This window comes from Pseudoglutamicibacter albus, from assembly GCF_022346425.1.
GTDB lineage: Bacteria > Actinomycetota > Actinomycetes > Actinomycetales > Micrococcaceae > Pseudoglutamicibacter > Pseudoglutamicibacter albus.
The window spans coordinates 156967-183084 of sequence record NZ_JAKRCW010000001.1 but is presented as its reverse complement, the minus strand read 5'-3'; the positions used below and the strand labels follow the sequence as shown (position 1 = coordinate 183084).

Here is a 26118-nt window from a genome sequence, read left to right as displayed (position 1 = left end):
CTCGTGAGGCAGATCACAGGTATCGTTGATTATATACAAGTTGTATACAAGAATGCATTCTGAAAACCTGACCTCGACGACGCATGTGAGAACGCTCGAAAGGACACGCCAAAATGACGACGCTCAGCTTCGAACTACCTGACGGATCAACCGAAACAATCACTGTCCAGAAGCTCCTCAACGCTGGCTATGCTGGCCGCAATCAAGAGGACGTCCAGGCCCACATCGATGAACTGGCCGAGCTCGGTGTGCCCGCCCCAACTACCATTCCGTCTCTTTACCCGGTGTCGCCATATCTTGCGCAGCAGACTGAGCTAGTCGACGTTCAACACAACAAGACCTCCGGCGAGGCTGAATGGGCCATCATTTTTACAGCTAACGACATCTTGCTCACCGTGGCATGCGATCACACGGACCGTGCGCTTGAAGAACACGGCGTTGCCTGGAGCAAGAACGCGTCACCGGATGTGTTGGGCAAGAAGGCGTGGCGCTTGAAGGACGTTGAGGAAAACCTCGATTCCATCCGGCTTGAAGCATTCGTGACCGACTCCGACGGGAGCGAACAGCAGATTCAAAACGGCACTTTGGCTGAACTTCTGCCACCTAAATACTGGATCGAAAAGCTCACCGAGCGCGGTGATGCCGAAGAAGGCACCATCCTGATCTCCGGCACCATCCCAATGAACAGTAAAGTCAACCAGTTCGCCAGCAAATGGCGCGTGGTCATGACCAACCGGGACACTGGAGACAGCATCGACCTGGCATACACCGTCAAGCCAATGCCAGAACCGATCGGGTAAAACGCCGCCCCGCTCGTAGTGCAACAGCGGAAGCGCCGGTAGCTAGCACTGCTAGCTACCGGCGCTTCCGCGAATCCAGCTGAATATAGTCCGCCCGGAACCGTTACGTGAATATCGCTTTACCGGTGGTGGATCGATTTATAGGACAGGTAGGCGTGGAGCCCTTCCGGACCGTACTCGACACCCATACCCGAATCGTGCCGGCCACCGAACGGTGCCGCATGGTTCGATGCGAAGAAATTCACCCCAACCGACCCGGAATCGATCTTCTCGGCAACCGCTCTGCCCGCCTCCTCGTCGGCCGTGAAAACGATGCCGCCCAGACCGAACTCAGTGTTGTTAGCAATCGCGATCGCCTCTTCAACACCCGAGCTGTCGTCGTACTTGATCATCGAGATCACCGGGCCGAAAATCTCTTCCCGTGCAATCCGCATGTCCGGTGTGACGTCCGCGAAAACGGTGGGTTTCACAAAGAAACCCTGCCCCAGCTCCCCAGCAAGGTCGGCCGGCTCACCGCCCGTCACGCATCGCGCACCCTCGGCTTTAGCCGAATCGATGTACTCCAACACGGTGTTGTATTGAGACTCCGTAGCGCACGGCCCAAACACCGTCGCCTCCGCCAACGGATCCCCCTGGGCTGCCCCGCTGATCTCCTCAGCCACTAGTTGCACGATCTCCTCGTACCGTGACGTAGGAACGATCAACCGCGTGGAAATGTAGCACGTCTGCCCCGTATTCCTCAGGCAGGACCGCACTAGGTTAGCGCGCAGAACCTCCACATCAACATCCGGCAGAATCACAGCCGAAGACTTACCGCCCAACTCAAGCGTGACTGGCCGCAACAACTCGCCACACGCCGCCGCGATCTTCCGGCCCACTGGAGTAGACCCCGTGAACGCGACCTTCGCCACGTCCGGATGCCGAACCAGCTTGTCGCCCATCTGGCCGGACCCCGTCACCATATTCACCATACCGGCCGGCACCCCTGCAGCTGCGATGGCATCCATGACGATGCGGATAGACACCGGCGTAGGCGAGGCGGGCTTGATAACCACAGTGCAGCCAGCCAACAAAGCTGGCGCCAGCTTGATAGCAACCAGGTTGATCGGGAAGTTCCACGGCGCGATCAACGCGCACACCCCAACCGGGTCCCGCTTCACGGTCGAGGAAAACCCACCCCGAGGAGCTGGGCGCACGTCCTCCTCATCGATAACGTGCGCCAGGGTCGCGAAATACCGGAAAATACCGGCCGCGTTCGCCGCGGCACCAGCACTCTCTGCGACCGGGGAACCGTTCTCTAGCGAGTTAGTCCATGACAAGATCTCGGCCCGCGCCTCAATCTCATCCGCAATCCGGTTCAGATACTGTGCGCGTTCAGCGGCCTCAAGCCCGGACCAAGCGCCGGCATCGAACGCATCCTTAGCTGCTGCAACGGCCGCGTTCAGGTCATCATCGTTACCTCGCGGGACAGAACCCCACACTTGACCGGTTGCAGGATCCACCACATCCGCACGCTCGCTCGCGTGCGCCTGAACCCACTGGCCACCGATAAAGTGTGTGTCCACATGCCGGTATGGAATATCCAGCTCAGCCCGCACCGTGCGAGGACTGTTTTCCAGGTTGAGAGTGCTCATCGCAGAATCCCCGTCTGCAGTAGCTCCTTGCTGCGCGCCAAATCAGTGGTGCCCATCTCGTAACCAGCCTGAGTCAGCAACTCCGGGATGATCTCGACCGTCAAACGGTCCGTGTACCAGGCCGGGTCCTGACCAAACCAGGAAGCCGCAAGCGAGATACCCGCGTGGTCGAAGCGCCACAACCGGTCGGAATCGCGCATCAACGCATCTTCCAGGCTGTAAGCGACCGGGCGGGTGTCATGCCCATCGATGATCTCGCAAACCTTCTCGATGAACTCTTCCGAGTAATCCAACTCCCCCAGAACTCGCTGGGCCACGTTGCAACCCTGTTCTTCGTGCTCGAACCGGATGGCCGCTTTACGCCAGTTGTCGCCGAAACCTTCGGACAAGATACGGGACTCATCAACATGTGCCCACCCGGTGTCGTGCAGAATCACCGAGATCATCACCAGGTCGCGGTCCGCATCCGGGTAGGCGTCGCACAAGCGTTGAGCGAAACGTAGCGAGATCGGCAAGTGAATGTCGTTGCCGCGGGTGCGGGATTCCGGGACAATCCTTTCCCAGATCGGGTTGTACTTAGCCAGCTCCGCCTCTGCTTCTGCGCTGAGCGGGCAGGAGATCGGGTCAGTGTTGATGGGCTGCTCGGTAGGGATAGGCCGGACCGGGTAGGCTACCGCGAAGGCCTCAGCCCGCGGGTCCGCTTCCGCGGTGGTTTCTTGCGTGGACGTCATGGAGGCTCTCCTTAGCCAATCACTTTCTTCAGCATGGTGTTCGGGTCCGCGGCCTCATCCGCTGGAATGTTCTTCCCTACGGTCAAGGCCTGCCGGACAGCCATGAAATCTAGAGGCGCGTTGATGCAGTCGGCCGCCAGTATCTTGCCGTCGCGGTAATACAGCACGGTGTGTTTGTTCTTCTCCGGTACCGAACGCGTCACGGTGTCGGTGTAGCCATCTTTCAGACCCGCGATCTGTAGCCGTAGATCTGCCTGATTGGACCAGAACCACGGCACTGATTCGTAGCGGACGTGGCGGCCGAGAACGGTCTGGGACGCGGTCTTAGCCTGTTCGATGGCGTGGTTGACTGACTCGATCCGCACCTGGTCGCTCGCCGGGGTGCCGTGCACGGACGGCGCCTTCAGGTGGTCCGGCAGCGGGTTAGGCAGGATGGTGCAGTCCCCCACCGCCAAGGTGTGGCCGTCAGATGTGCGTGCGTATTCGTCCACCACAATGCCGCCGTCTACCTTCAATCCGAGCTGTTCCGCAAGCTCGGTGTTGGGGATAACTCCGATGCCGACCAGTAACAGGTCAGCCGGGATGCGGCTTCCGTCGCTGAGGATCACCGCGGTGATCTTATTGGTTTGCTCATCGACTTCAACGGAGTCAAGCCCGGTTTCCAACCGGATATCAAGGCCACGCTCACGGTGCTTTTCAAGGAACAGCTCCGCGACTTCAGCCGAAACCGCCCGGCCCACAAGACGAGGCCCAGCCTCAACCACGGTCACTGCCTTACCCATTCCGTGCAGCGAACACGCTGCCTCCAGGCCGATGAACCCGCCACCGATCACCACGACGTTCTGAACATCAGGCACAACAGCCTTCAATTCCAAAGCGTCATCAGCGGTGCGGAGGTAGTGCACACCTGCCGGGTTGGATTCCAGCCCTGGCGCGGCCAAACGGCGAGCGCGTGCACCTGTAGCCAAAACGAGCCGGCCGTAGTGGATCTCTTCTCCCGCATCGGTCGTGGCGGTCTTGGCTGCGCCGTCCACTTCGGTGATCCGTGTGTTCTTGAGCAGGGTGATGCGTTGCTCATCCCAGAAGTCATTGCTGCGGAAAATCAGTTGCTCTGATTCGATTTCCCCGGCCAGGAACTCTTTGGATAGCGCGGGGCGCTGGTAGGGGCGGTGGTTTTCTTCGCCCACCATGGTGATGGTGCCGGTAAAGCCATCTTCGCGTAGCGAAATGGCCAACTGCACCCCCGCCTGGGAGGCTCCGATGATCAGCACATCCGTTTTCATGTGTATGTCCTAGATTCTTTGCGGTCGGCTAACGCCTAGACCTGGGTGGCCGGGGTGGTGACGTAGATGGTCTCGGCGGCGTCGGCAGGTAGCTGGCAAGAGAGGCGGGAGTTGTCTTCCCGGTCTTCGGAGGTGCCCCACAGCATTTCGTCTTCCAGCTCTTCCATGGGTTCGAACGCGTCTTGGCTGCGTTCATCGACGAATACGTGGCAGGTTGCGCACGAGAGCGCGCCGCCGCATTCGGCGGTGATGCCGGGGATGCCGTTGCGTTTTGCGGTCTGCATGACTGAATCGCCGGCTTGAGCGGTCGCGGTGCGTTCCACGCCGGAAGCGTCAGTGAAAACTACGTTGCTCATTGTGGTGTCCTTCCTTGAGATAAGAACAGTGGGAGTAAGTCTTTAGATGAATTGGCGGCCGCCGTCGACTACCAGGGTCTGCCCGGCGACGTAACCGGATTGGTCGGAGGCTAGGAACAGGGCGGCGCCCAGCATGTCTTCGGGTTCGGAAGCCCGGCGCAAAGCGCCTCGGTCCACCCCGTAGCTGGCAGCGTCCTCCATGAGTCCGAGCGAGGCCTCGGTGAGTGTGAAGCCTGGAGCGAGCGCATTGACGCGGATGTTGCGCCGGCCCATCTCCTTGGCCAGTACCCGGCTGAGCCCGATGACCCCGGCCTTGGATGCCACATAGTGGGCCCACTGTTCGGAACCGGAATACACGGTGGCTGAGGCCAGGTTCACGATGCGCGCGCCGTCTTGCATATGCGGCGAGCAGGCCTTGGACATGAGCCACGGACCTTTAAGGTTCACGGCCATGACTTGATCCCACTCGGCAGGGTCGATGTCTTCGAAGGGGCTTCGGGTGATGGTCGCGTAGATCGCCGCGTTGTTGATCAGAACGTCGATGCTGCCGTGCCCGAATTCAGCGGCGGCAGCGGCGCAGGCCTCCGTTGAGTCCACGTCAGTGACATCAACTGCGACGGCGAGCGCGGTGTCTTCTCCGCGTTCGGTGTTGACCATGTTCGCGGTCTCTTGTGCGCCTTCGAGGTTGCGGTCTGCGCAGACCACCCGGTAGCCGGCAGCGGCGAAGCCGAGTGCGAAGACTCGGCCCAGGCCGCCGGCTGCCCCGGTGATCAGAGCGGTTTGCGGGTTGTTGGCACTCATGAGAGCGCTGCCTCCGCGGTAGCTGACTCGGCTTCGGCGCCCTCATCAGACGGTCCGTCGAGGATTTCCACGGTGCCGGCGGTGCCGTTGACGCGCAGGTACTGGCCCGTCTGGATGGTGGTGGATGCCGAACCTGTGCCCGTGACCGCCGGTAGTGCGTATTCGCGACACACGATCGCAGCGTGGGACATCATGCCGCCGATGTCGGTCACTGCGGCCTTGATCTTGCCGAAGATCGGACCCCAGCTCGGGGCGGTCACCGGCGCCACCAGGATCTCGCCCTGCTGGACCTGACCGATCTCATCGGCATCCATGATCACGCGGGCGTAGCCTTCCGCAGTGCCTGGGGACGCAGCCATGCCTTTCAGGCCAGACTCGTTGACGTCATCGCCTGCCAGCCACTGCTGGACCTGTTCGGTGGTGATGCCCCAGAGCATGCGGGTGAACGGCTCGGTGATTGCTTCCGGTGGCGTGTTCAACGCTGGCGCTGGGCGGGCCTTCTTCAAGGCGGTCACGATGCTCTTGCGCTCAGCGATAACGTCCGGCCAGTACACTGGACCGATCGCCTTAGCGCCGATGCCGTGCGAGTTGACCAGATCGAACAGGGCGTCGCGGACCTCGGTGCGGGATAGGTACAGCATGTCCTCGTCATCTGCCCAGAAACCGGCGTCTGCGAAGACCTTAGACAAGGCACGGACCTTGCGCCAGAAGATGCCCATGGTCCAGTGCTCGATGTAGAAGTTGTGGTTCTCCACATACGGGTACGCGGTAGCTGCCAGGGAACGCTTGGCATCGAAGATCGCTGCGGTCTCTTCATCCAGCAAGTCCTGGTATTCGCTGATGATGCGCTCACGCTCGGCAACGAGCTCGGCCATCGGGCGCAGAATCTGCTGGCCCTGCTCCAAGCGGTGGATGTAGTCAGCGATGAAGCCCAGCGGGATGTCCAAATGGTCGCGCCAGTACTTATCGTGGCAGTAGAAGCCGTTACCGGTGGTGAAGTTGAACCACGGATCCTGCGCCTCTTCCCACTGAGCCAGCCACTGATCCCCACCCTCAGCGGCGGCGATCGCGGCCAGAGTTGCTTCCGCATCGTCCGTGTTGGTGAAGTGTTCCTGCAGATTCAGATCCACAGCCTTGACCGCCAGATGCTTCAGCTCATCATCCGGACGGAACAGCTCCATGTCCTCGCCCTGAACCATCACGGCAATGTTCTGCTCCGGGATGTTCGGGAACACTTCCTTACAGAAGTTGAAGAAGTCCAGATAAGCGATGTAGCCCAGGTTCAGGAACTCAAAGTGGTACTGCCAGTTCTGGTAAGCCAGCTGGATCAGGCGGTCGTAATCCTCCAGCAGCCGCTCCGAGCCGTCCTTGCCCACACCGTCCTGGATGTCCTGCATAGGCACCATGTCCGGCAAGGGCTCGAACTCGATCGACTCCATCTCATTCAAGGTGTCGCGCACCTTGGTGTGCCACTGATCCAGTAGCGGCTGCCAGTTCTGGAAGTAGTGCCCGATGCGGGCTTCAAACTCCGGAACCCGTTCAGCGATCTCTTCTTCAGGAACCGGGATCGGAGACATGTACAAGTACCCCAGGTGCACGCGGAACTCGATGCCCTTAGCGGTAGGGATCATCAAGTGGCGTGCGTTGTATTGGCCTAAGCACTTCACAGCGAACTCAGCGCCGATAGTCTCAAACGGCTTGAAAACGGTAGGCCAGTGCTGCGAATCGCAGAACCAGAACTTCTGATCCTCTTCGTCCTTGAGCTTGTCTTGGAAGACCAGATAATACGGATAGATTTTCTCCCAGCCTTCAGCCCCCTCAGGGACTGGTAGTTCAGAGGGCTTAGGGAAAGACTTCATCGCCATGATGCGTTCCTTAGTTCTTAATAAAAGCGGAGGTGATAGAGGACAGGGAGAAGGAGCCACCGTTGCCGGCGGCACCAGTGAGGGAACCGGTCAGGTTCGCTGCGTATCCACCGGTGCTGGCCGGTTTCACGGCAGGCTTCTTGGAGGAATGGACAGTCTCGGGGCGAGACTGCAGCAACAGCAAGTTCTCCCCGTCTGGGAGGTCAGCATCTAGGGCCCATTCGATGTCCTGTGGGCAGCCGTAATGCTTTTCTGCACGCTTAGCCATGGCAGCCACCTGGGTGAGTTCCTCATCGTTCAAGGAACGCACCGCACGGCGTTCAGCGTCCACTTCCCTCTCAATCAGCGTCTTAGCTGCTACATCCGGGACCAGCTCTGCGTGCTTGTTACCAATATGCTCGGAAACGAGCCCCATGGTGACCTTGTCCACCATGATGTTGTCCGGGGTGACCTGACCGGAAACCACCATCTCGCCCACACCATAAGAGGAATCAACGGTGATCTTGGAGCGGTCCCCGGTGGCCGGATCAAGGGTCATAGCGACCCCGGAGACCTTAGCGTTGACCATCTTCTGGACGACCACCGCCATGGACAGCCCCTCGTCAGGGATGTTGTTTTTCAGGCGGTACAAGATAGCCCGCGCCGTATAGAGGCTGGCCCAGCACTTACGGATATGCTCACCAACCGTGTCGAAGCCTTCCAGCCACAGGTAGGTGTCCTGCTGGCCTGCAAAGGACGCATCCGGCAGGTCTTCCGCGGTCGCCGAAGAACGCACAGCGACCGGGACCGGCTCCTCAAAACGCTCCATGAGCGCCTCGTGGGCCTGGCGAGTCAGCTCGGAGGAAGCTGGCGGGACCGGAGCGGACAGAATCTTCTCCCGAACCTTCTTGGAGATCTCTTCGACCTCATCCACATCATCCGGATTGAGACCTTCGAGCGCTTCCCGAACCTTATGGTGGAGGTTGTGAGCGGCCATGAACTCATCGAACAAAGCGCACGTCACCACAAAACCTGGCGGGACCGGCATACCAGCCGCAGTCATCGAAACCAGGGAGGCACCCTTACCGCCTAGCTGCTCAAGTTCAGGCTCGATGCCGCCATCAAAGAACTGAATCAACTCATTAGATTTCATCGCTTGAAACTCCTAGAACCTAGCTAGCCCAGCGCACCGGAACGGACTCGGGGACGCGGAAGGAAATGTTCTCCCGGAAGGTGATCTCTTCCGGTGCCACCAGCTGCAGATGCGGGGCGATCTTGACGATCTCTTCCAACGCGATCTTGGTTTGCAGCCGGGCCAGCATCTGGCCGAGGCAATAGTGGATGCCGTAACCGAAAGACAAATGTTCGGAGGCGTTCGGGCGGGAAATATCGAACTCTTCACCGTTCTCGAACTGGCTCTCATCACGGTTCGCGGAACCCATGACCAGCAACAGTTCCCCACCCTTAGGGATCTTTACCCCGCCAACCTCGGTGTCTTTGAGTGCCTTACGGCGCCAAGCGACAATCGAACCCGAGTAACGCAGGACCTCGTTGATGGCACCCGGGATCTTCTTAGGGTCATCGATCAGTGCTTGCCAGTCCTCCGGGTGGTTCAACAGCACACGCATGCAGTTAGAGATCAGCGTGGTTGTGGTCTCATGCCCGGCAAACAGCAGCGAGTAGAGAACGGACGCGATCTCGTGGTCGGTGATCTCAGCGCCCTCGTCTTGAGCCTTGACCAAGTCAGCCGTGAGGTTATCCCCACCGTTCGCGTGGGCCTCAGCTACCAGGCGCTGGCATTCCTGCCAGTACTCAACCAAGTTGTGGGCGTGTGGGATCTGCTCTTCATCGCTCAAATCGCCCCATGTCATCGCTGCCCGTGAGTCCGACCAGCGTTTGAAATCGTCAATCTTCTCAACGTCCGCGCCAATTAGGGTCAGGATGGTGATGGTCGGCAGGTCGTAGGCCAGATCCCGCAGGATGTCGCCCTGGTTATCCGGGTTATCCAGCATTGCGGAAAGCAGATCCACCACGTTCTGCCGGATGAATGGCTCCATCACTTTGTATCGGCGTGGGGTGAAAGCCTTCTGCACAATCGAACGAATACGCGTGTGCTCCGGCGGGATACGGGCCGAAAGCCCGGAGTAGGCCGTGAAGCCGCCTTCTTCCATGATCTTGGTGGCCTGAGGGCCCCGCCTACGTACAGGAGCCTGGGCGTTCTCAGAAGAGAACGTCTCCCAGTCGTCAAAGACGGCCTTCACGTCGTCGTAGCGGGTCACAACGTAGAGGCCCACGCGGTCATCGAACATGACCGGCGCTTCCTCGCGTAGCTCAGCGTAGGCGCCGAACGGGTCTTTCAGATCAAACGGCTTGTAGCCGTGGTAGTCCTTGTCCGCGCCGGACACAGCTGCGGCGTACGGGCAACCGGTCGTGGAAGTGGTGTCAGTCAAAACGACTCCTCAGAAAACCAATGGATGGATAACTGCTCCACCTAGTGTGAGCCGCCTCACACTCCACCGGCGAGGAGAAACTTCCACTCAGTGGAAGTGACATTCTTGCGGGGGCTTTCCGGAAGCTGAACCGGTTAGTCAGCCCTGCATGTTTCCTGACTCGGGCAACGGTTCCTTATGAGCGTCATGGAGGGATTCGAGCGGGATGAACTCGGTCGCTTTCTCGATCTTGCGGGAGATCGCTTGCATCGCCGGAAGGTACTTTGTCATGTCCGGAGCCTGAGATGAGTAGACAACTAGGCCCAACGCCCCACCGAGCCTGCCCGTATGAAAAATGGGAACGGCAATGGAACTCGAGCCGATCGTGACTTCCTCGTGCGCCGTCGCATAGCCCTGCTTATGGAACTTGGCCAGCTGGGCAGCTAGACGGTGCGGATTCACTTCAGTAAAGGGGGTGAAAGCCTTCAAAGGTAACTGCAGGTACGCGTCCCGGACCCAGTCCTCTTCGAAAGCCAGAATGCATTTACCCACGGCGGTGGCGTGTAGCGGCAGAGAGCCGCCCACTTTTGCTGCGCGAGCCAGCCGTTTGGTCGAGTAAAGCCTCTCAATATAGAGAGCCTCATTGCCCTCGCGAATGGCGAGGTGGGTGGTTTCCCCAGTCAAGGAGAACAAGTCCTGCAACAGAGGTTTCGCCGCATCGCGAAGCTGACGGCCAGTGTTTTGGGCGAGCGCCCACAACCGGATGCCAAGCTGATAGCGGCCGGTCTCATTCTTGGCCAAGAACCGCCATTCGACGAGCTCTCCAACCAAGCGGTGCACGGTGGACAGCGGCAAGCCGGTGCGGGTAGCGATGTCGGTGAGTGAAATGGAGCGTTGCCCGGATTCGAAGAGCGTCAGAATGCTCAAGATCCGCCCGGTCACCGACTTTGGCGCGGATTCAGGGGCTGTCATGCCGATTGACTCCTGGTTTACGTCACCGCGGCCTGTTCTCCAGCTCGCGAATAATCCATTTGTCCAGAGAAAAGTCGTATTCCAGGACCATGGTGGAGCGGAACGTGTTCGGGCTCGCCACCACTTGCGGTTTGCCGTTCTCAACGAGGGTGACCTCGTTCTCAAAGAAATCGAACGTCGCGACAACCTGGCCCGGCCGGTCGGGGTGCGGCTTTACCTGTAACGTCCTTTCCTTATATTCGATGCCCTTACCGACATACCAGCTGCCCTTCGAATAGGTCAGATAGTTCGCACTGCTGGCATACACCCAGCATCCCGCGCAGCTCGTCGGCGCCACTTGAGTTAGCGGCCTCGCGTTACCGGTCTGCCTGATGTACTCCTGAGAAGCCATGAAGTACCTCACGACCTCCTTGACCCCGGCTTTATCGTTTCTAATATTCGGGTCCAATTGCGGGATAGGCACATTCCGCGCGGGATGCTGAACCGTAGCCTTTTCATAAGGGCCCGACGGCGGGGTCGGCTCCGAAAGGTCAGGTTTCAGGCCGCCAGCACCTGGCTGATTCTGTTGCACGGAAGGGCTCGGCGCAGGCGACTGCTGGCTCGGTGCCGATTGTTGCCCCGGCTGTTGCGACTGCTGTTGGTCTTGCGACTGCTGCGGCATCAGCCGTTCGCTCAGATTCTGCCCCTGTTGTTGCCCATCGTTCTGGCCCTGGTTCTGGGAGCAGCTGGCCAAGCCAACGCTTATGAGCAGGGCGGAGAGAGCAGCTGTGGTGCGACGCATACGGAGCCTTTCAAACTCAAAAAACGATGGATGCAAGCCCATGTTGGCTTTATTTCACCACAGCCGCACGAATAAACGCTAGACCCTTACGGCCGGAGCCCACGCAAGTAGACGTCGATGAGCCACTCATGCACATCTGGGATGTGCCCCTCCACGAAGTCTGGTAGTGGTCGGGTTGCCGCAGCGATCCCAACCAGGAATCGCATCGCGTCAATGTCCCCTATCAACCCGGCTTCACGCGCCCGCCTAAGGATAGGTTCGAGGCGAGCCAGCCGGTCCGCGCGAACCTCCGCAACCCTCTCCGATTCAACAAATTCCTGATTGTTTTCACCCAGTGACATCAAGAAGGCGCTCACTTGCGTGCACCCTATGCGGCCGCCCTCAAAGGGATGGCAACCCAGCTGGAAGCCGAAGGGCAGGAAGTCACCGTCAACGACGTCGCACCCGTGACCGCCGAGGACCCTCAAGGCGTGGGGCTGAACTCAGCGTTGCTGCCGCTCATCTTTGGTGGCATGGCTTCGGCTGTTCTGCTCGCTATCCAGCTCACCTCTGCCGGTCAGCGGACCCTGGGCTCAGTCAGCGTGGATCGCGGCTGGGCTCATCATGATTGCCGTCGGAGCGCGCCGCAACAGGCCGACTGAGGCTGCGTCGTAGGCCCCTCGCCGGGTACAGCTCACTTCTGTAAGGTGACATCATGACCTACCAGCCCGCCCATCAACGCAACTTCCTAGCGAGCACGCGCCTGGCCCACCGCTAAGACCGACTTGACCCTCACGTAACGTCAGGCATCAGAATTACGTTCATGAACAGCCATGAAGATCATTACTCCGTCGGGGAGGTTGCCCGGCAGTTCAAAATAACGGTGCGTACGTTGCATCATTGGGAAGACCTCGGTCTTGTCCGCCCTTCCGAGCGCACCTGCTCAAACTACAGGCTCTATACGCGCGCTGACCTGGATACAATCCAGCAGATCATGATCTATCGGGCCACCGGCATGAAGCTTGCAACCATCAAGGACGTACTTGCGGCGGGCACAGAACACATCGCACATCTGCGGAGGCAACGAGAAATTCTCACGTCTCAAATCCAGCAGACTCAAGAAATGCTCAGCGTGATCGACAAGCTGATAGCCAAGGAAACAGCCACGAAGAAACCAACGTTGAGCGAAATCGGAGAAATTCTAGGCGAAGCCCGCTTCGTTGAATATCGTTCACAAGCTGAAGACGCTTATGGCGACACTGACGATTGGAGCATAAGTCAACAACGAACCGCCGAGTGGAGTCATGCTGATTGGGCCGCGTGTAACGATAGGTTCAACAGCGTTGAAGAACAGTGCGCCGAAGCCGTGCGCAATAACGTTTCCGCCTCCAGCGATGAGGCAGCAATGCTAGTCCAGAAGCACCGCGAAGCACTTGGTGAGTTTTTCCCTGTCACGCCGGCCAAGCATTATTTGATCTCACGTAGCTACATCACCGTCAAGAGTTTCACCAACCACTACGACGCCAGGCAACCCGGCCTTGCCCGGTGGCTTGCCGATGCAATTGAAGCTGTCGCAGTAACCAGCGGAGTGAATATCAACAACCCTGAGTGGGCATAAGCCCCAGGTCATAAGGTTCAACATGAATAGCACACACATCACGGTGGTCGAAAGCGGCGTCGAAATGCGCGCTCTACTGGATTGTTCACGGGAGCAACGAAACGATGCTCTCCGCCGGTTGTGGCAACCTGTGGCAGGCATGTACTCTTTCGGTCCTAGCGAGCCTGACCTCGTAGCAGTTCACGCTCAGAACTTCGGCTTCGACCCAGCGGCCCCAAAACAGCGGATGCTCGATGCGCTAGATAGCTTGGAAAAGGCCGATGCATGGGACCGCATCAAGCAAGCACTGATTCAGGGTGCAACAGATTTAGCTACCGCAATCCCCGGCCTTGAGATACCGGACATCACTGTGTTGTTGCTGTTGGGAGACCCGACCAACCGGCACTTTATGGAGGAATTGCAAGGGCTTTCAGCCTTCGGCGGTATCAGCGGCTACATCGCAATCACCATCTGGCCCACCGATGTGATCCTCAACCGGCTTGAAGCTATTGCGTTACACGAGTTACATCACAACCTCCGCTATTCACCCGGCGGGATTGTATGGAATCCGATGACCGTGACTGTTGGAGAGCACGTCGTGGCTGAAGGTCTGGCCGACCTTTTCGCTGTCCGCTACTGCGGCCTGCGAGGCTACACCCACTTTGTTTCTGAACAGACACGAGAAAGCGATGACGTACTTCGCCGCGTCTCCAAAGGTCTCAACACCACGGGCATGCAGCACTTTGCGGGCTGGGTGCTTGGCGACGCGAGTGCCCGACTCTTTGGGTCATCGCCCGTCGGCCTGCCGACCGGCGCCGGTTACGCCGCTGGAACGCGCATCGTACAGGAGTACCTCGATGCGACCGGCCGTACTGCAACGGAATGCCTTAGAACTCCTGCCGAGGAGATTCTGAACGTCGCTCTGCCTCGACTGGGGCTCAACACCAGCGCCTGACGCTCACCACCTTCCCCGGCTCGCCGCTCAGCACCCCGACTCGTCCGCGTAGTGACCGAGGCGCCGCTGGCTTACGGCGAGAAGCAGACCATCACCGTCAAAGCTGAGCTGCGCGAGGCTCAGGACGGCGATGTTGTGGTCAACAAGGCTGTGGGCCGTGCTGAGAACACGAAGATGCGGATGCGCACCTCCGCCCAGTTCACCGTCATAGACACCCGCGAACCGGAGCCAAGCGACGAACCGACGCCACTTGAGGAGCCGTCGCAGGAGCCTTCACCTACTCCGGAGCAACCGGAAGCCCGTGAGCGCGGCTTGGCTCCGACCAGCGCGGAGGTCGCGGGGCTCACCGGTTTTGCGGCCGCGGTGTTGATAGGCGGTCTGCTTCTGATGAGGCGCGCTCGCCAGCACTAAACCACTGCCGAGCGGGCCACGTTGGCAGGGCGTCCCCCCGCCAACGCGGCTACCTCGTCGTAATGAGGATCGAGGCGTTATGCCCGCCGAACCCGAAGGAGTTGGATAGCACCATCGTGTTGTTCTCCGCCGCCACCGGGCACGGTTTGCGCACGATGCTGAGCTCCGGGAACGCGGGATCGTCGAGGTTGATGGTTGGCGGGATGATCCCCTCCCGCAGCGAACACACACTGATCACCGCTTCGAGGACACCCGCGGCACCCAGCAGGTGACCGGTCGAAGACTTGGTCGCGGTGATCGGGACCTGGGGAGCGGTGTTGCTTGCCGGGCTCGTTTCGACACCGCCGCCGAACACGGCTGTGAGGGCGGCTGCTTCAGCTGCGTCGCCTGCAACTGTCCCGGTTCCATGCGCGTTCACGTGGCCGAGCGGGCCGCCATCGGGAGCGCCCGTGGCAAACTGTTCCGGCGTGAGGCCAGCGTCAGCGAGGGCCGCGCGCATCGCGGACGCGGCGCCGCGACCATCGGGCAGAGGGGCCGTGGCGTGATGGGCGTCCGAGGACGCACCGTAGCCCGCGAGTTCCGCGAGTACATTCGCACCGCGGTTGCGCGCAACGGCTTCCCGTTCCAGAACCATCGCTGCGGCTCCGGCGGAGACCACGAACCCGGTCCGGCTGCGATCGAAGGGCCGCGATGCTTGCGCCGGGCGGGCCTCGTAGCCTGCGGCGAGCGCCCGAACGTTCGCGTTGGAGGACACGTTGATCGGGTTTACGCAGTCCTCAACACCGACCACGATCGCTGCATCGGCGTATCCGTGGCGTAGCGCGCGCATCGCCTCCCCCAGCGCAACGGCACCGGACGCGCACGTCGCCGACACCGCGCGGGCCGGCCCCGTGACCCCGTACCGCTGACTGATGAGCGCGGCGGGAGCGTCGGATGCGCCGTGCATCGTGAGGCTCAACGGGACGCCGCGCTGGCCCTTGTGTTCGAACGCGAGCGCCGCCTGATGATGCGAGCGCAACGGCCCCGACCCCGTACCCACCACGACCATGACCCGCGCCGGATCCCACGGCAACGCTGCACCGGGTGCGACGCCTGTTGCTTCGGCTACAGCGGCAGTTGTTGCGGCGGGGCCACCACTGGCTTGGGCGAGGGCTTGGTCGGCGGCGGCAATGGCCCACACGTGCATGTCGTCGAGACGGCGAGCGAGCGGGCGCGGTACGTAGTCTTCGGGATTGAAACCGCGGACCTGACCGCCGATGCGCACCCCAAGTTCGCGGGCGTGCTGGGTTTCGAATTCGTCGCCTTCCAGGACGCGGATGCCGCTACGGCCGTTGGCGACGGCGTCCCACATTTCGGAGACGGTCAGCCCGCTCGGGGTGATGGCGCCGAGGCCGGTGATGGTGACTCGTTCGTGCGTCACAAGCGTTGCACTCCTTCGCTGCTTGTTCGGGCTGTCGCGCCGGAGCGGAGCAGTTCGGCGAGTTCAGCGGTCTTGACCTTGCCGCCCACGGTTCGCGGTATCCGCGACACCACGTAATACTGTGCTGGAACGAATTGCGGCGCCAACCGCGCGCGACCCCACTCACGCAGCGCGGCCTTGGTCAGGCGGGGGTTGACGCGGGCGCCACCGCCCCCGGTCCCCAGTCCGGAGTCTTCGACGGCGAGCGCGAGCACCGTCCCAAGCGTCGCATCCGGCAGCCCCACCGCAACAGCCTCGAACGCCTGTCCATCCACGGTGAGGCCGGCGTAGGCGCGAGTCACTTCCGGGAGTGCGACTTTGTGGCCGCCAGTGTTGATGGTGTCTCCGGCCCGGCCGACAACCTGGACCTGCTGCCGACCGTCCACGATGCGGACGCGGCCTTGGTCGCCGACGCTCGCCCATCCGTGCTCATCCAGCAGGCGGCTGGCAGAACCGTCAGCATTGTCACTGCCAGCACCGCCGCCATCCATAGGGCCGCCGCCGACCACATACCCGTCCGAGCACGATGCGGCCCGCACCCAGATTGTGCCCAGTTCACCATCGGGCATGGGCTCCCCGTCCTCGCTGCGGATCTGGACCTCCACCCCGTCGTAGACCTCGTGCCAGCCGGGGTGGTCGGGGATTCCTTGGCCGATGAACCCGATTTCCGCGGCCCCGTAGTAGCTGATGAGTTCGGTGTGAGGGAGCACGGCGGCGAGCTCGTTGCGGAGGTTTTCGGGGAGGTCGGCGCCGCCCACGACGATGAGGTCCAGGTCTGCAAACTGTTCAGGCGTGCGGGTGGCTTGGGTGATGATGCCGCGCAGCATCGCGGGAACGGTCACGATGCGGGTGATGTTTTCGCGCGCGACTCGCTCCCCCAGGCCGGCCAACGTGAGAGTGTCAGTGTTGCTTGCGAGGTGGATGGTGCCGCCGGTTGCGAGTGTTTCGACCGCGGCGTAGAGGGTGAGCGAGTACGCGAATGGTCCCGGAGCGAACGTGACCACGCCAGGCCCCAGCCCGAGGTGCCGCTTGGAGACGGCGAGGTTCGCCCGGTATTGCCCGCGGGTCTTGAGGAACGCTTTCGGCGCGGCGGTGGTCCCGGAGGAGAACAGCATCAGGAACGGCTCAGAATCGGGACGAGAAGTGTCGGGGCGGCGCTCCGCAACATCAGCAACACCGGCCGCACCGTCTCCCGTAGTGCTGTCCCCTGCTTCGCCGCTGTCAGTAGCAGCCGTGTGTTCGAGGTTGCGGAACTCCGGCATCGTGCAGATGACCCCGCCCCAGTCTGTACCGAGGGAGCTACGGAGGGTTGTGGCGGCTTGCGTGTCATCGACGATCACTACGCCGATGCCCGCCGCGAGGACGATGTTGCGTTGGTGTTCGGCCGGCCAGCGTGGGTCAATCGCGGCGAAGATGTGGTCGGTGCCGGCGAGCGCCGCCATGATCCGTGCTGCCGCAAACGCCGATGCGGTGCATACCGCGGTCACCGGCCGCGCCGCTAGCTCAGCTTTCCCCGCCGAACCAGTCCGCCCCGCCACCGCAGCCGCACCTACCGACGCAGCCCGCCTCGTCGTCGGCTGTGTTTCCAACCGCACTTTGCGGTGCAGCCAGCTGGCGGCGGCGATGGTGTGGCGGCTTTCGCGCACGAGTTCGCGGTAGGTGAGGGAACGGTTGCTGGTGGTGATGGCGGGCCGTTCGGGATGCTTGGCGGCGGTCGCGTGGATGGAGCGGGTGATGGGCACGTCGCTAGCCTAACCGTTGCAAGTGCCTTCCGCGGCAGGTTGGTTGCCACACCTATCAGTCCGGGCCACTCTTAACCACGCAGCTATTTTGCTGCGCGTGCGATTTCGAATAAGCTCGCAGGCATCGGGCGTTCAAGCTCCCAAATGATCTGCATCGGCTTCTCCCCTGAATGCTTCACATAGCGGGCGTTACCGAGGCACGTGTACGGCTCCGTTCCGATCTCACCGTTCTTCGCCTTGCGGACAAACAGCACCACATTAGAGCCTTCCGATTCGTGGTTGATGTAGCGCTGCCCGGTAGGCGACGCTTCCCGAGTGAGGCTTTGCGATTCCCAATGGAACAGCGTGTCCGTCAACGCGTAGTCGTGATACATCGTGGTCGGCGAATAGTCGGCCTCCGACTTCTTCAACGTCACCAGCAACACATCCGTCTGCAGTTCCGGAATCCACTTCACGCCTTCGCGGATACTGCCGGGCTTCTCCGAGTTCAGCGACCCCACACCCAGGCCCGCGAGCAGCTCCTCACGCGTATATGTCGCGTGGCTTCGGATGGGTTGGGTCTCAAGACCGCCGGATAGTGGCCGCGGGACGACCCTCGAAACCACTTCCCGGAACTGCATGATCTGCGCCAGCTCTTCCCTCACAAACCGAGCGTTCAGAAGCTCCGCCATCCCAGCGGCCAGTCCCTTCTCATGACCAGACGGCCAGAACGAGTAATACAGCATCAACGCCAGCGGATCCTGCAGCAACTCAGGCGTGACCTTGCCGCTGTTCAATACTCGCAGATATCCCTCAAAACGGGCTGGGTCATCCACGTGCACAAACTTGTTGGCTCGCTGCAGCAGCTTGCTTTCGGCTTCGCTCGGACGGAACGAGCTCCGATCATTCGCCCACGCTTCATATTGAACCCAAGCGTTCGGGCCTTTATCGCCGAGGTATGTTCGGGTCGCGCCCGGTTTATATACCGACGGCAGGTCACGATCAGACCGCTCCAAATAGTCCTTGAGGTGCAGGCCAGCCTTCACCTCAGCCGCCGTGCTCATCTGTCGCACATCCACCAGGAAGTCCTTGGTGCTCATCGTCACCTGGCTCCGAAGGTTAGCGACAACCTCCTTCTGCGTGACCTCATCGAGCACAATCTGGCATCCCGCCGGCAGCACCGGGAAGTTGTGTTCCGCCGACCGCTGCAACTGTTTCCGGTCTTGGCCGGTGAGTGCGTGTAGTTTGATGTCGAAACGGAAGTTTTTGTGCTGGTGCCCTACGAAATCCAGAACCGTCAAGACGCTCTTGTTCTTCGCTCGGCGCAGGCCGCGCCCCAGCTGCTGGATGAAGATGGTCGCGGACTGGGTGGGCCGCATCATCAGGACCGTGTCGATGGCTGGCAGGTCGAAGCCCTCGTTGAAAACATCGACCGCCATGAGGCAGTTGAGTTCGCCTGTGGCTAGCCGTTTGATCGCTTGGTCGCGGTCCTCGCGTGAGGTCTTGCCCGTGACAACGCCGGATGCGATGCCGGCCTGGTTGAAAACCTCGGCCATGTAGGTGGCGTGGTCAACGGAGACGCAGAAGCCGAGGGCTTTCATGTTGCCGGTGTCGGTCACGATCTCGCGGGTGGCTTGGATGATTTTCTTAGCGCGCTGATCGTTGCCGGTATAGAGACGGTCCAGGTCTGCAACCCTGTAGCCGCCGGCGCTGAACTGGGCACCGGACAAGTCCACACCATCGGCGATGCCGAAGTAGTGGAAAGGAACCAGAAGGTCGTTGTCCAAAGCCGTCCAGAGCCGGAGTCCGCTCGCGATCCGGCCGTCAAAGTATTCGGCCGCGATGTTCTGGCCGTCCATCCGCTCAGGGGTTGCGGTCAGCCCCAGGAACTCTTTGCACCCATCGAAATGCTTGATGACGCGTTCGTACGTAGCGCCTGCGCTGTGGTGGAATTCGTCGATGATCACCACATCGAAGTGATCACGGTCCAGCTTGGTGTAGACCGTTTCCTGAGACAGCGTCTGGATGGACGCGAACACATGGTCCCACTTGGTAGGCCGGTAGTTCCCGCGCAACAGCTCGCCGAAAGAGCCGTCACCCAGCACGTCTCGGAAGGTTCGCAGGGATTGCTCCAGGATTTCACGACGATGCGCCACGAACAGCAACCGCGGACGCGGGCCCTTGGTGTTTTCGCATAGGCGGCGATAGTCCAGCGCGGCGATCACGGTCTTACCGATACCGGTGGCCGCAACCACAAGGTTGCGGTGACGGTTGAGGACTTCGCGTTCGTGTTGGAGATCGTCCAGGATGATCGCCTGGTGCGGGTACGGGCGAACATCCAGGTTCGTGGCCAACAGCGAGTCCGGAACCTTGTCCGCGGCGCCGTTGTTGAGTGCTTGCTGGAGTCGTTCCCCATCCTTTTCAGGGATGTAGGGTTCGAAGATCGGCGACTGCCAGTAGCTTTCGAACGTGGCCTCGAACTTTTCAACCAACGCTGGGGTCTGGATGTTGGAGACCCGCACGTTCCATTCGAGCCCGTCCACCATCGCCGCTTTACTGAGGTTGGAGCTGCCGATGTAGCCGGTGTGAAAGCCGGTGTTGCGGCGGAAGACCCATGCTTTGGCGTGCAGCCGGGTGGTTTGGGTGTCGTAACTGATGCGGACTTCGGCGCCGCACTCATTCACCAGATAGTCCAGCGCGCGTTTCTCGGTTGCACCCATATAAGTAGTAGTGAGGAGGCGGACCGGGACTCCGCGCCGGTTGAGCTCTTGGAGTTCCTGAGCGATCAGCCGGATGCCGGACCAGCGAACAAAGGACATCACCACGTCGACGGCGTCAGCGCTGAGCATTTCGGTTTTGAGCTCCGGGCCAAGGCGGGGGTCGCCTTGCGCATTCGTCAGTAAGGCGACCTCGGAGATCGGAATTGACGGTGACTGCGGTGCCGCGTGCGGGGGCTTAGCGGTACTCAATAGTTGCTGAGGTTCCGGCCCTTCGATGTGGTCTCCGTGGTTCACGGAATTCATGGTTGCCAGAAGTCGGTTCACGAATTCGATGCGTTCTTCTGCGCCGCTGATTAGCTGGAGTTCCTGCTTGAGGCGTTCTGCAACAAAACGGGCTGCGACGTGCGGGAAATCGGCCTTGTCAACCTTAGCAATCTGAGTTTCAAGCGCCGTCGCATCCAGTGCGCGCCGCAGGTCACTAGTGACCAGGTCTTCACGCAGACCTACCAAAAGAGGGTCCACAAACTCATCACTCATCGGTGTTGCCTCATTCCTCACGCCACCGCTACTGCGCGGCGGCTTCCCACTGCGCGTACGTCATTCCGTCACTGGTTTTCCAGGCCGTCCGGCCGTTACTACTACGGCCGAGGCATATCGCCGCCGCCGTGGACGGCGAGTTGAACACGATGTCGCGGGTAGCAACACACGCATCGTCCTCCACCCGTAGCGAACCGTCAGCAATCAGCTTGCGATGCTGCTGTGCCAACGCCTCATAGCTGCGGCGGGTGTGCTCCGAGCGCGCCGCGCTGGTGTCCCACTGCTTGATCAGGCGCGAACCTTCCAGCACGAACAGTTCGCCATCCACCGGCCGCATCTGCGCATCCACACCACGGCTCGGGTGCACCAGCGTAAACAGCGGCGATTCATCCTTGACCCCACGCTGAACGGAAGGCGTCGCGCTTTCCTCCCCGACAGCGGACCGCAAGATGTTCACGCCCAGCATCGGCAAAATCAACTTCACTTTGCGAATGAAATCGTTGACGGAAGCCTCTTGCGATTCGGACAGCTTCCGAGAGCGCGGGTTGTTCTTGTTCTCATCCAAGCTGCACCGGCCGGCCTTCCGCGCCATCTGCAGCAGCTTGGCTTCCATGTATCCCCAGTGCCCTTCGTTGAAGGAATGGTGCAGGCTCAGGATGATGATGGCCCGCTGCCACTTGGGTTTATTCGCGTGATGGTTACGCAACCGCTCCGCGAAATTCTCCGACCTGCCGATGTAGCACCACGTGTTGTTAATGGATTCGGCGTCTTCGCCCAAGAGTATGTAGACGCCGTTTGACTGCGCCTCTTCACGGGCCAGCATCGCGCTCAGCGACTGCCGCGGCGCGGCGATGATCTTGCCGGTCCACCCGGAAATTTCCGCGGCAATCAGGCCGCCCGGGGTCCCATCGGCGAGGAACAACTCAATCGACGTCGGTGTGGCCATATCGTTCAGGCTCCTGAAACACACACCGCGGCCAGCCCGCGGTGACCTCACCTAACCTACGTCACCGCCCCCGGCCTCCGCAGTACCTGACAGCGTCGCGAAGTTTCCCACCCGGGCCCCGCCGCATGGCACAGTTGGAATAGCCAACACCCAGCAAACATCCAACACCACGCGATACGCCGAGGAGCCCACGTTGCGGAACCCAAGCGCTTTCACTGACCTCACCGGAATCGAACTGCCGTTCATTGGTGCGCCGATGGCCGGCACCTCCACCCCGCAACTCGTCGCGGCGGTCAGCAACGCAGGCGGGCTCGGATCACTTGGTTTGGCGGGTAAGAACGTTGACCAGGTTCGCGAGGCCATCCGCGAACTTAAAGCCCTCACCACCCGGCCATTCAACCTGAACTTCTTCTGTCACGCCGAACCTCACCGGGACCCCGCCGTCGAGTCCGCATGGCTCGACTACTTGGCCCCTCTCTTTCGCTCGCTCGGCACCCAACCGCCAGCAGAGCTCAGCCCGTCCTATGAATCGTTCCTCGGCGATACCGCGCTGCTCCAACTACTCGTGGACGAAAAACCCGCCGTGGTCAGTTTCCACTTCGGTGTCCCCGACGTCGCAACCATCAACGCACTGCACGAAGCCGGCACCCTGTTGATGGCTTCCGCCACTAGCCAGGCTGAGGCGCGCGTAATCGAGGAAGCGGGCTTGGATGTGGTCATCGCCCAAGGGATCGAGGCCGGCGGGCACCGAGGAATCTTCGACGAAAACGGCCCCGATGAACAGACCCCTACCGGGCGCCTCGTTCAGCAGATCGCCTCAGCAACACAGCTGCCTGTGGTCGCAGCGGGCGGCATCATGACCCGCGAACGCGCCGAGCACATGTTCAGCCTAGGGGCTTCCGCCGTTCAGGTCGGCACCGCACTCATCACGAGCCCCGAATCCGGGGCCAAAGATTCCTACCGTGAGGCTCTAGTTCAAGCCGCGCACGCCGCTCAGCACGCAAGCGGCGGCGCTGAAACTCGCTTGACTCGCGTGTTCTCGGGGCGGCCAGCCCGCGGGTTGCCTACCGCGTTTATGGAGTTCGCTGAAGCGCCCGATGCGCCAACCCCGCCGGTCTTCCCCGTCGCCTACTCGGCGAACAAAGCGCTGTCTGCCGCGGCCGCTAAGAGCGGCTCCGCAGGAATGGCGCCACACTGGGCCGGCGCCAACGCACACCTGATTCAGCCGCGCCCGGCAGCGGAAGTCACCCACGCCATCGGCCGCGAACCATGATCCCAGGGCTACTCACGCGGTAGCCAGCCAAACACCGCCTGGACGAAGCGCCCGACCTGGCCAGCCCCGGCCTGGTCTGGCCTAGTCGTTCGCGGCTCGTTGCGGTTATTCTCTAGTGCAAGGATTCAGCACATCACCCGAGGAGATTCCTTGATCATTGAAACCCCGCAGGGCACGTGGACGCCCAAGGTCGCTTTGGACCACGACGCCGGCACCGACCAGACACACACCCAGTCACCCGCGCAGTCACCATGCCCGCACGAGAAGGTCGCCAAGATGGTGGCCCACTCATCTGAACCGCCAAGCGATACCGAAAACTATGAGGCACCCGGCGCTCGGTTATTCGATAACCCGGTTCTCTACGACAACATCTTCGGCTGGGACGCGAGCGAAGAACTCGACTTCATCACCTCCACCACCAATGCCGACCGGCTCATAGAGTTCGGGTGCGGGTCCGGCCGCGTGCTACTTCCGTTGCTGGAACGCGGCTACCAAGTGGACGGCATCGACTCCTCGAGCGACGCCCTCACCCACCTCAGCGAAGCGGCGGCCGAACGGAAAACCAAACACACCCCACGGCTGATCCTCGGCGACCTCACCGAAGTCGCACTCCTACCCACATACCCGGGGGCTTTCTCCGCACTCAACACCGTGCGTTGCCTCCCCACCCCCGAACTGGTTGCCGCCCACCTGCGTCGCGCCGCGATGAGCGTCACCACCGGCGGCAAATACCTGATCCACCTCGACTCCTTCGGCGCTGACCTGACCGAACGCCCACAGCCCGGTGAATACGGCGAATGGGAAGGCTTCGGCGACCCAACCGAGAATCCCGAATACCAGGACATCACGGTGCGTTGGGAGCTGGCGAAGCGGGAACCTCACGACGGTTACGACCTCGAAACGGAACGGGTACGCGTGTGGAGTGGCAAGGAACTCATTGTCGATGAACTCCTGTTCCAGCTCTCCTCGTCGATCACGGGCTGGCACAGCCTCTTCACCGCCGAAGGCCTTTGGACAGTGCACAGCGTTGTCGACGAAGACGAATTCCAACCGCTCGATGCGCAACAACAGCGGACGGCCGAAAGCGGCAACTACTGGTTCATCCTGGAACGCACAGACCGCGCCGTCCCGCCGCTCTACAGCGCCTAAACACGGCGCTTAAACACAGCTACTAGACACAGCACTTAAACGTGGAACGGGTGCGGCCCAAGCCGCACCCGTTCCATCCGGTTCTCGTTGCACCCGCCTCTACCGGCGTGTATCAACCACCCACCGCAGATTCTCTTGGGTTTTCTTCGGTTGGGTTTTCTTCGTTTCTTAGACGGCGGTGTAGCCGCCGTCAACCAGGTAGTAGGCGCCCGTGACGAAGGACGCGTAATCCGAGAGCAAGTACAGAACCAGGTTCGCGACTTCCTCCGGGCGACCCAAGCGACCCATCGGATGCTTAGCGACGAGCGCATCGCGGATCTCTTCCGACAGGTTAGCCAGCAACGGGGTATCGATATAGGCCGGGCCAACAGAGTTAATGCGCAACCCCTCCGGGCCATACTCCGCGGCCGCGTTCTTGGTGATACCCACAACGCCGTGCTTCGCGGCGGTGTAAGCGCCATTGCCGATCGCCGCGACCGAGCCATGAATCGATGCCATGTTCACAATCGCGGACTCACCCGCGCCAGCCTTCAACATCTCAGGGATCTGGTAACGCATCCCGTACAGAACACCGTTGAGGTTGATGCCGATGACCTTGTCCCAAGCCTCAAGGTCAGTCTCACCGGCCGGTGCTGCCGGGTCACCGATTCCCGCGTTGTTGACCGCATAGTTCAGCTGACCATACGCCCGGATGTGGCTAGATCCTGATGGTCTTCGATGTGGCGCCAGTGGTCGCACTCGTCTGATCGAAGACGAAGCGGTACTGCTTCTTGAGCTTCGTCTTCACCTTGACAGTCGCCTTACCCTTCTTCAGCTTGACCGTCTTCACGGTCTTCCACTTCTTCCCCGACTTCACCTGCACCCGAGCCTTCTTAGCCCCATGCGCGACGTACTTGTTGGGCTTAGGGTTATAGCGCTGAGCCGACGCGGTCAGGGTCACAGTGTTCCCCTTACGCTTCCCCTTCAGCGCGGCCTTGCCCTTAGCCCGGACGTAGAAGTGTCCCTTGGTCCAGTCGGTATAGGACTGGTAGTCGTAGCCGTCCCGGGTGTCGGCAGATACGTATGAAGGACCAACCGTGTACTTACCGAGGCCGTGCACCCAAGGACAGACCGTAACACGAGTCTTTGAGCGGTCGCCAGAGTCTGAATAAAATGCCGTGTCCACCGAGCTGCCACCACGGTACACACCGGACATGACGTCCCAAGAGCCAACCTTCGGGGACATGGTTTTCCGCATAGCGACCGCCACGTCACGACAGTTGGAGTTGGAATAGTTGGAAACCACGATGGACTTGGCGCTGAACCCGGTCACGTCCACCAGGCGTGGTGCCGCTTGGCTTGGGACCGCGGTGCCGGCGTTCAGCCCAACGGCAACCAGAACAATCGCGAATGCACGGAAGAACCGTTTCATACACATTCCTCAAACTAGAACGAGCTAAATATGGGCGCAGAAATACTCAACGAATTCGATGATGAAGCTGCCCCAGTCCAGATGTGTACAAGTTCAAATCGGCATTAAAGTAACGAAAAAGAGTCAGTGCCCGGATTGATCATAACCAAGGAAGAGGGAAACTCCTAGACGCCGCGCCCGGCGTTACAGACACCACGCCCGGTATTGCAGCACCGCGCCCCGCGCTGCAGGCACCGCGCCCGGGTTACAGTTTCGCGACCCGCCAGGTGACACCACACGCTTCCTTTAACCAGCCCGCGAGCAAACTCAGGCAGAATTGAAGAAACCCT

Annotated in this window: 23 protein-coding genes and 1 pseudogene; 7 read left to right on the top strand and 17 right to left on the bottom strand. The window is 60.9% G+C overall.

All coding sequences use genetic code 11. The features are described from left to right. Positions 1-113: 113 nt before the first annotated feature. Positions 114-800 (top strand): DUF2848 domain-containing protein, encoded by a 687-nt coding sequence (locus MHJ63_RS00790; protein WP_239445868.1) that lies wholly within the window; start codon positions 114-116, stop codon positions 798-800. A 119-nt stretch (positions 801-919) separates the two neighbouring features. On the opposite strand, the gene MHJ63_RS00785 is transcribed toward MHJ63_RS00790, so the two are convergent. The 11 genes from MHJ63_RS00785 to MHJ63_RS00735 form a co-directional block, all read right to left on the bottom strand. Continuing rightward, a complete protein-coding gene (locus tag MHJ63_RS00785; protein WP_239445867.1) occupies positions 920-2434 on the bottom strand; it encodes an aldehyde dehydrogenase family protein in 1515 nt (504 codons plus the stop codon). Next, a complete protein-coding gene (locus tag MHJ63_RS00780) occupies positions 2431-3165 on the bottom strand; it encodes an HD domain-containing protein (protein WP_239445866.1) in 735 nt (244 codons plus the stop codon). Before MHJ63_RS00780 ends, MHJ63_RS00785 begins: the two co-directional genes overlap by 4 nt. 11 nt (positions 3166-3176) lie before the next feature. After that, on the bottom strand, positions 3177-4448 hold the full coding sequence (locus tag MHJ63_RS00775) for an NAD(P)/FAD-dependent oxidoreductase (protein ID WP_239445865.1): 1272 nt from the start codon (positions 4446-4448) through the stop codon (positions 3177-3179). A 35-nt stretch (positions 4449-4483) separates the two neighbouring features. Beyond that, a complete protein-coding gene (locus MHJ63_RS00770) occupies positions 4484-4804 on the bottom strand; it encodes a 2Fe-2S iron-sulfur cluster-binding protein (protein WP_070506716.1) in 321 nt (106 codons plus the stop codon). Positions 4805-4846: 42 nt separating this feature from the next. Further along, complete coding sequence (locus MHJ63_RS00765; RefSeq protein ID WP_239445864.1) at positions 4847-5605, bottom strand: SDR family NAD(P)-dependent oxidoreductase; 759 nt, start codon at positions 5603-5605, stop codon at positions 4847-4849. After that, positions 5602-7470, bottom strand: a complete 1869-nt coding sequence (locus MHJ63_RS00760; RefSeq protein ID WP_239445863.1) for a PEP-utilizing enzyme — start codon at positions 7468-7470, stop codon at positions 5602-5604. The genes MHJ63_RS00765 and MHJ63_RS00760 overlap by 4 nt, the downstream gene beginning before the upstream one ends. A 10-nt stretch (positions 7471-7480) precedes the next feature. After that, entirely contained in the window at positions 7481-8602 is a 1122-nt protein-coding gene (locus MHJ63_RS00755; RefSeq protein WP_239445862.1) for a PEP/pyruvate-binding domain-containing protein, read from the bottom strand. Positions 8603-8621: 19 nt separating this feature from the next. Continuing rightward, positions 8622-9899 carry a cytochrome P450 gene (locus tag MHJ63_RS00750; RefSeq protein WP_239445861.1) on the bottom strand — a complete coding sequence of 426 codons (1278 nt, stop codon included), beginning with the start codon at positions 9897-9899 and terminating at the stop codon, positions 8622-8624. A 138-nt stretch (positions 9900-10037) separates the two neighbouring features. Then, the gene (locus tag MHJ63_RS00745; protein ID WP_239445860.1) at positions 10038-10850 is read right to left on the bottom strand and encodes an IclR family transcriptional regulator; all 813 of its coding nucleotides are present in this window, start codon (positions 10848-10850) and stop codon (positions 10038-10040) included. Between the two features lie 22 nt (positions 10851-10872). Continuing rightward, positions 10873-11631: a DUF6318 family protein gene (locus MHJ63_RS00740; RefSeq protein ID WP_239445859.1), complete on the bottom strand. Its 759-nt coding sequence runs from the start codon at positions 11629-11631 to the stop codon at positions 10873-10875. Between the two features lie 86 nt (positions 11632-11717). Further along, positions 11718-11972: a hypothetical protein gene (locus tag MHJ63_RS00735; protein WP_239445858.1), complete on the bottom strand. Its 255-nt coding sequence runs from the start codon at positions 11970-11972 to the stop codon at positions 11718-11720. A gap of 15 nt (positions 11973-11987) precedes the next feature. Between MHJ63_RS00735 and MHJ63_RS00730 the strand changes: the two genes are divergently transcribed. The 4 genes from MHJ63_RS00730 (at position 11988) to MHJ63_RS00715 (ending at position 14573) form a co-directional block, all read left to right on the top strand. After that, entirely contained in the window at positions 11988-12272 is a 285-nt protein-coding gene (locus tag MHJ63_RS00730; RefSeq protein WP_239445857.1) for a hypothetical protein, read from the top strand. Positions 12273-12433: 161 nt separating this feature from the next. Continuing rightward, positions 12434-13228, top strand: coding sequence for a MerR family transcriptional regulator (locus MHJ63_RS00725; protein ID WP_239445856.1), 795 nt, complete (start codon positions 12434-12436; stop codon positions 13226-13228). Between the two features lie 22 nt (positions 13229-13250). Beyond that, positions 13251-14162, top strand: a complete 912-nt coding sequence (locus MHJ63_RS00720) for a DUF2268 domain-containing putative Zn-dependent protease (RefSeq protein WP_239445855.1) — start codon at positions 13251-13253, stop codon at positions 14160-14162. 51 nt (positions 14163-14213) lie between these two features. Next, positions 14214-14573 carry a hypothetical protein gene (locus MHJ63_RS00715; RefSeq protein ID WP_239445854.1) on the top strand — a complete coding sequence of 120 codons (360 nt, stop codon included), beginning with the start codon at positions 14214-14216 and terminating at the stop codon, positions 14571-14573. A gap of 49 nt (positions 14574-14622) precedes the next feature. On the opposite strand, the gene MHJ63_RS09995 is transcribed toward MHJ63_RS00715, so the two are convergent. The 4 genes from MHJ63_RS09995 to MHJ63_RS00695 all read right to left on the bottom strand — a co-directional run bounded on the left by MHJ63_RS09995 (position 14623) and on the right by MHJ63_RS00695 (position 21956). Continuing rightward, positions 14623-15993, bottom strand: coding sequence for a beta-ketoacyl-[acyl-carrier-protein] synthase family protein (locus tag MHJ63_RS09995; protein WP_239445853.1), 1371 nt, complete (start codon positions 15991-15993; stop codon positions 14623-14625). Beyond that, positions 15990-17774, bottom strand: coding sequence for a class I adenylate-forming enzyme family protein (locus MHJ63_RS00705; protein WP_239445851.1), 1785 nt, complete (start codon positions 17772-17774; stop codon positions 15990-15992). Before MHJ63_RS00705 ends, MHJ63_RS09995 begins: the two co-directional genes overlap by 4 nt. Positions 17775-17857: 83 nt before the next feature. Continuing rightward, positions 17858-21010, bottom strand: a complete 3153-nt coding sequence (locus MHJ63_RS00700; protein WP_239445850.1) for a DEAD/DEAH box helicase — start codon at positions 21008-21010, stop codon at positions 17858-17860. Positions 21011-21038: 28 nt separating this feature from the next. After that, entirely contained in the window at positions 21039-21956 is a 918-nt protein-coding gene (locus tag MHJ63_RS00695; RefSeq protein WP_239445849.1) for a GIY-YIG nuclease family protein, read from the bottom strand. 193 nt (positions 21957-22149) lie between these two features. On the opposite strand from MHJ63_RS00695, the gene MHJ63_RS00690 reads away from it, so the two are divergent. Together MHJ63_RS00690 and MHJ63_RS00685 are read left to right on the top strand one after the other, a co-directional pair. After that, positions 22150-23229, top strand: a complete 1080-nt coding sequence (locus MHJ63_RS00690; protein ID WP_239445848.1) for an NAD(P)H-dependent flavin oxidoreductase — start codon at positions 22150-22152, stop codon at positions 23227-23229. A gap of 150 nt (positions 23230-23379) precedes the next feature. Continuing rightward, positions 23380-24378 carry a class I SAM-dependent methyltransferase gene (locus tag MHJ63_RS00685; RefSeq protein ID WP_239445847.1) on the top strand — a complete coding sequence of 333 codons (999 nt, stop codon included), beginning with the start codon at positions 23380-23382 and terminating at the stop codon, positions 24376-24378. Positions 24379-24546: 168 nt separating this feature from the next. Here MHJ63_RS00685 and MHJ63_RS00680 read toward each other — a convergent pair. Together MHJ63_RS00680 and MHJ63_RS00675 are read right to left on the bottom strand one after the other, a co-directional pair. Beyond that, positions 24547-25071: pseudogene (locus tag MHJ63_RS00680) on the bottom strand (SDR family NAD(P)-dependent oxidoreductase); the annotation flags it as partial. 4 nt (positions 25072-25075) lie between these two features. Next, positions 25076-25789, bottom strand: a complete 714-nt coding sequence (locus MHJ63_RS00675) for a hypothetical protein (protein ID WP_070491143.1) — start codon at positions 25787-25789, stop codon at positions 25076-25078. Positions 25790-26118 lie beyond the last annotated feature (329 nt).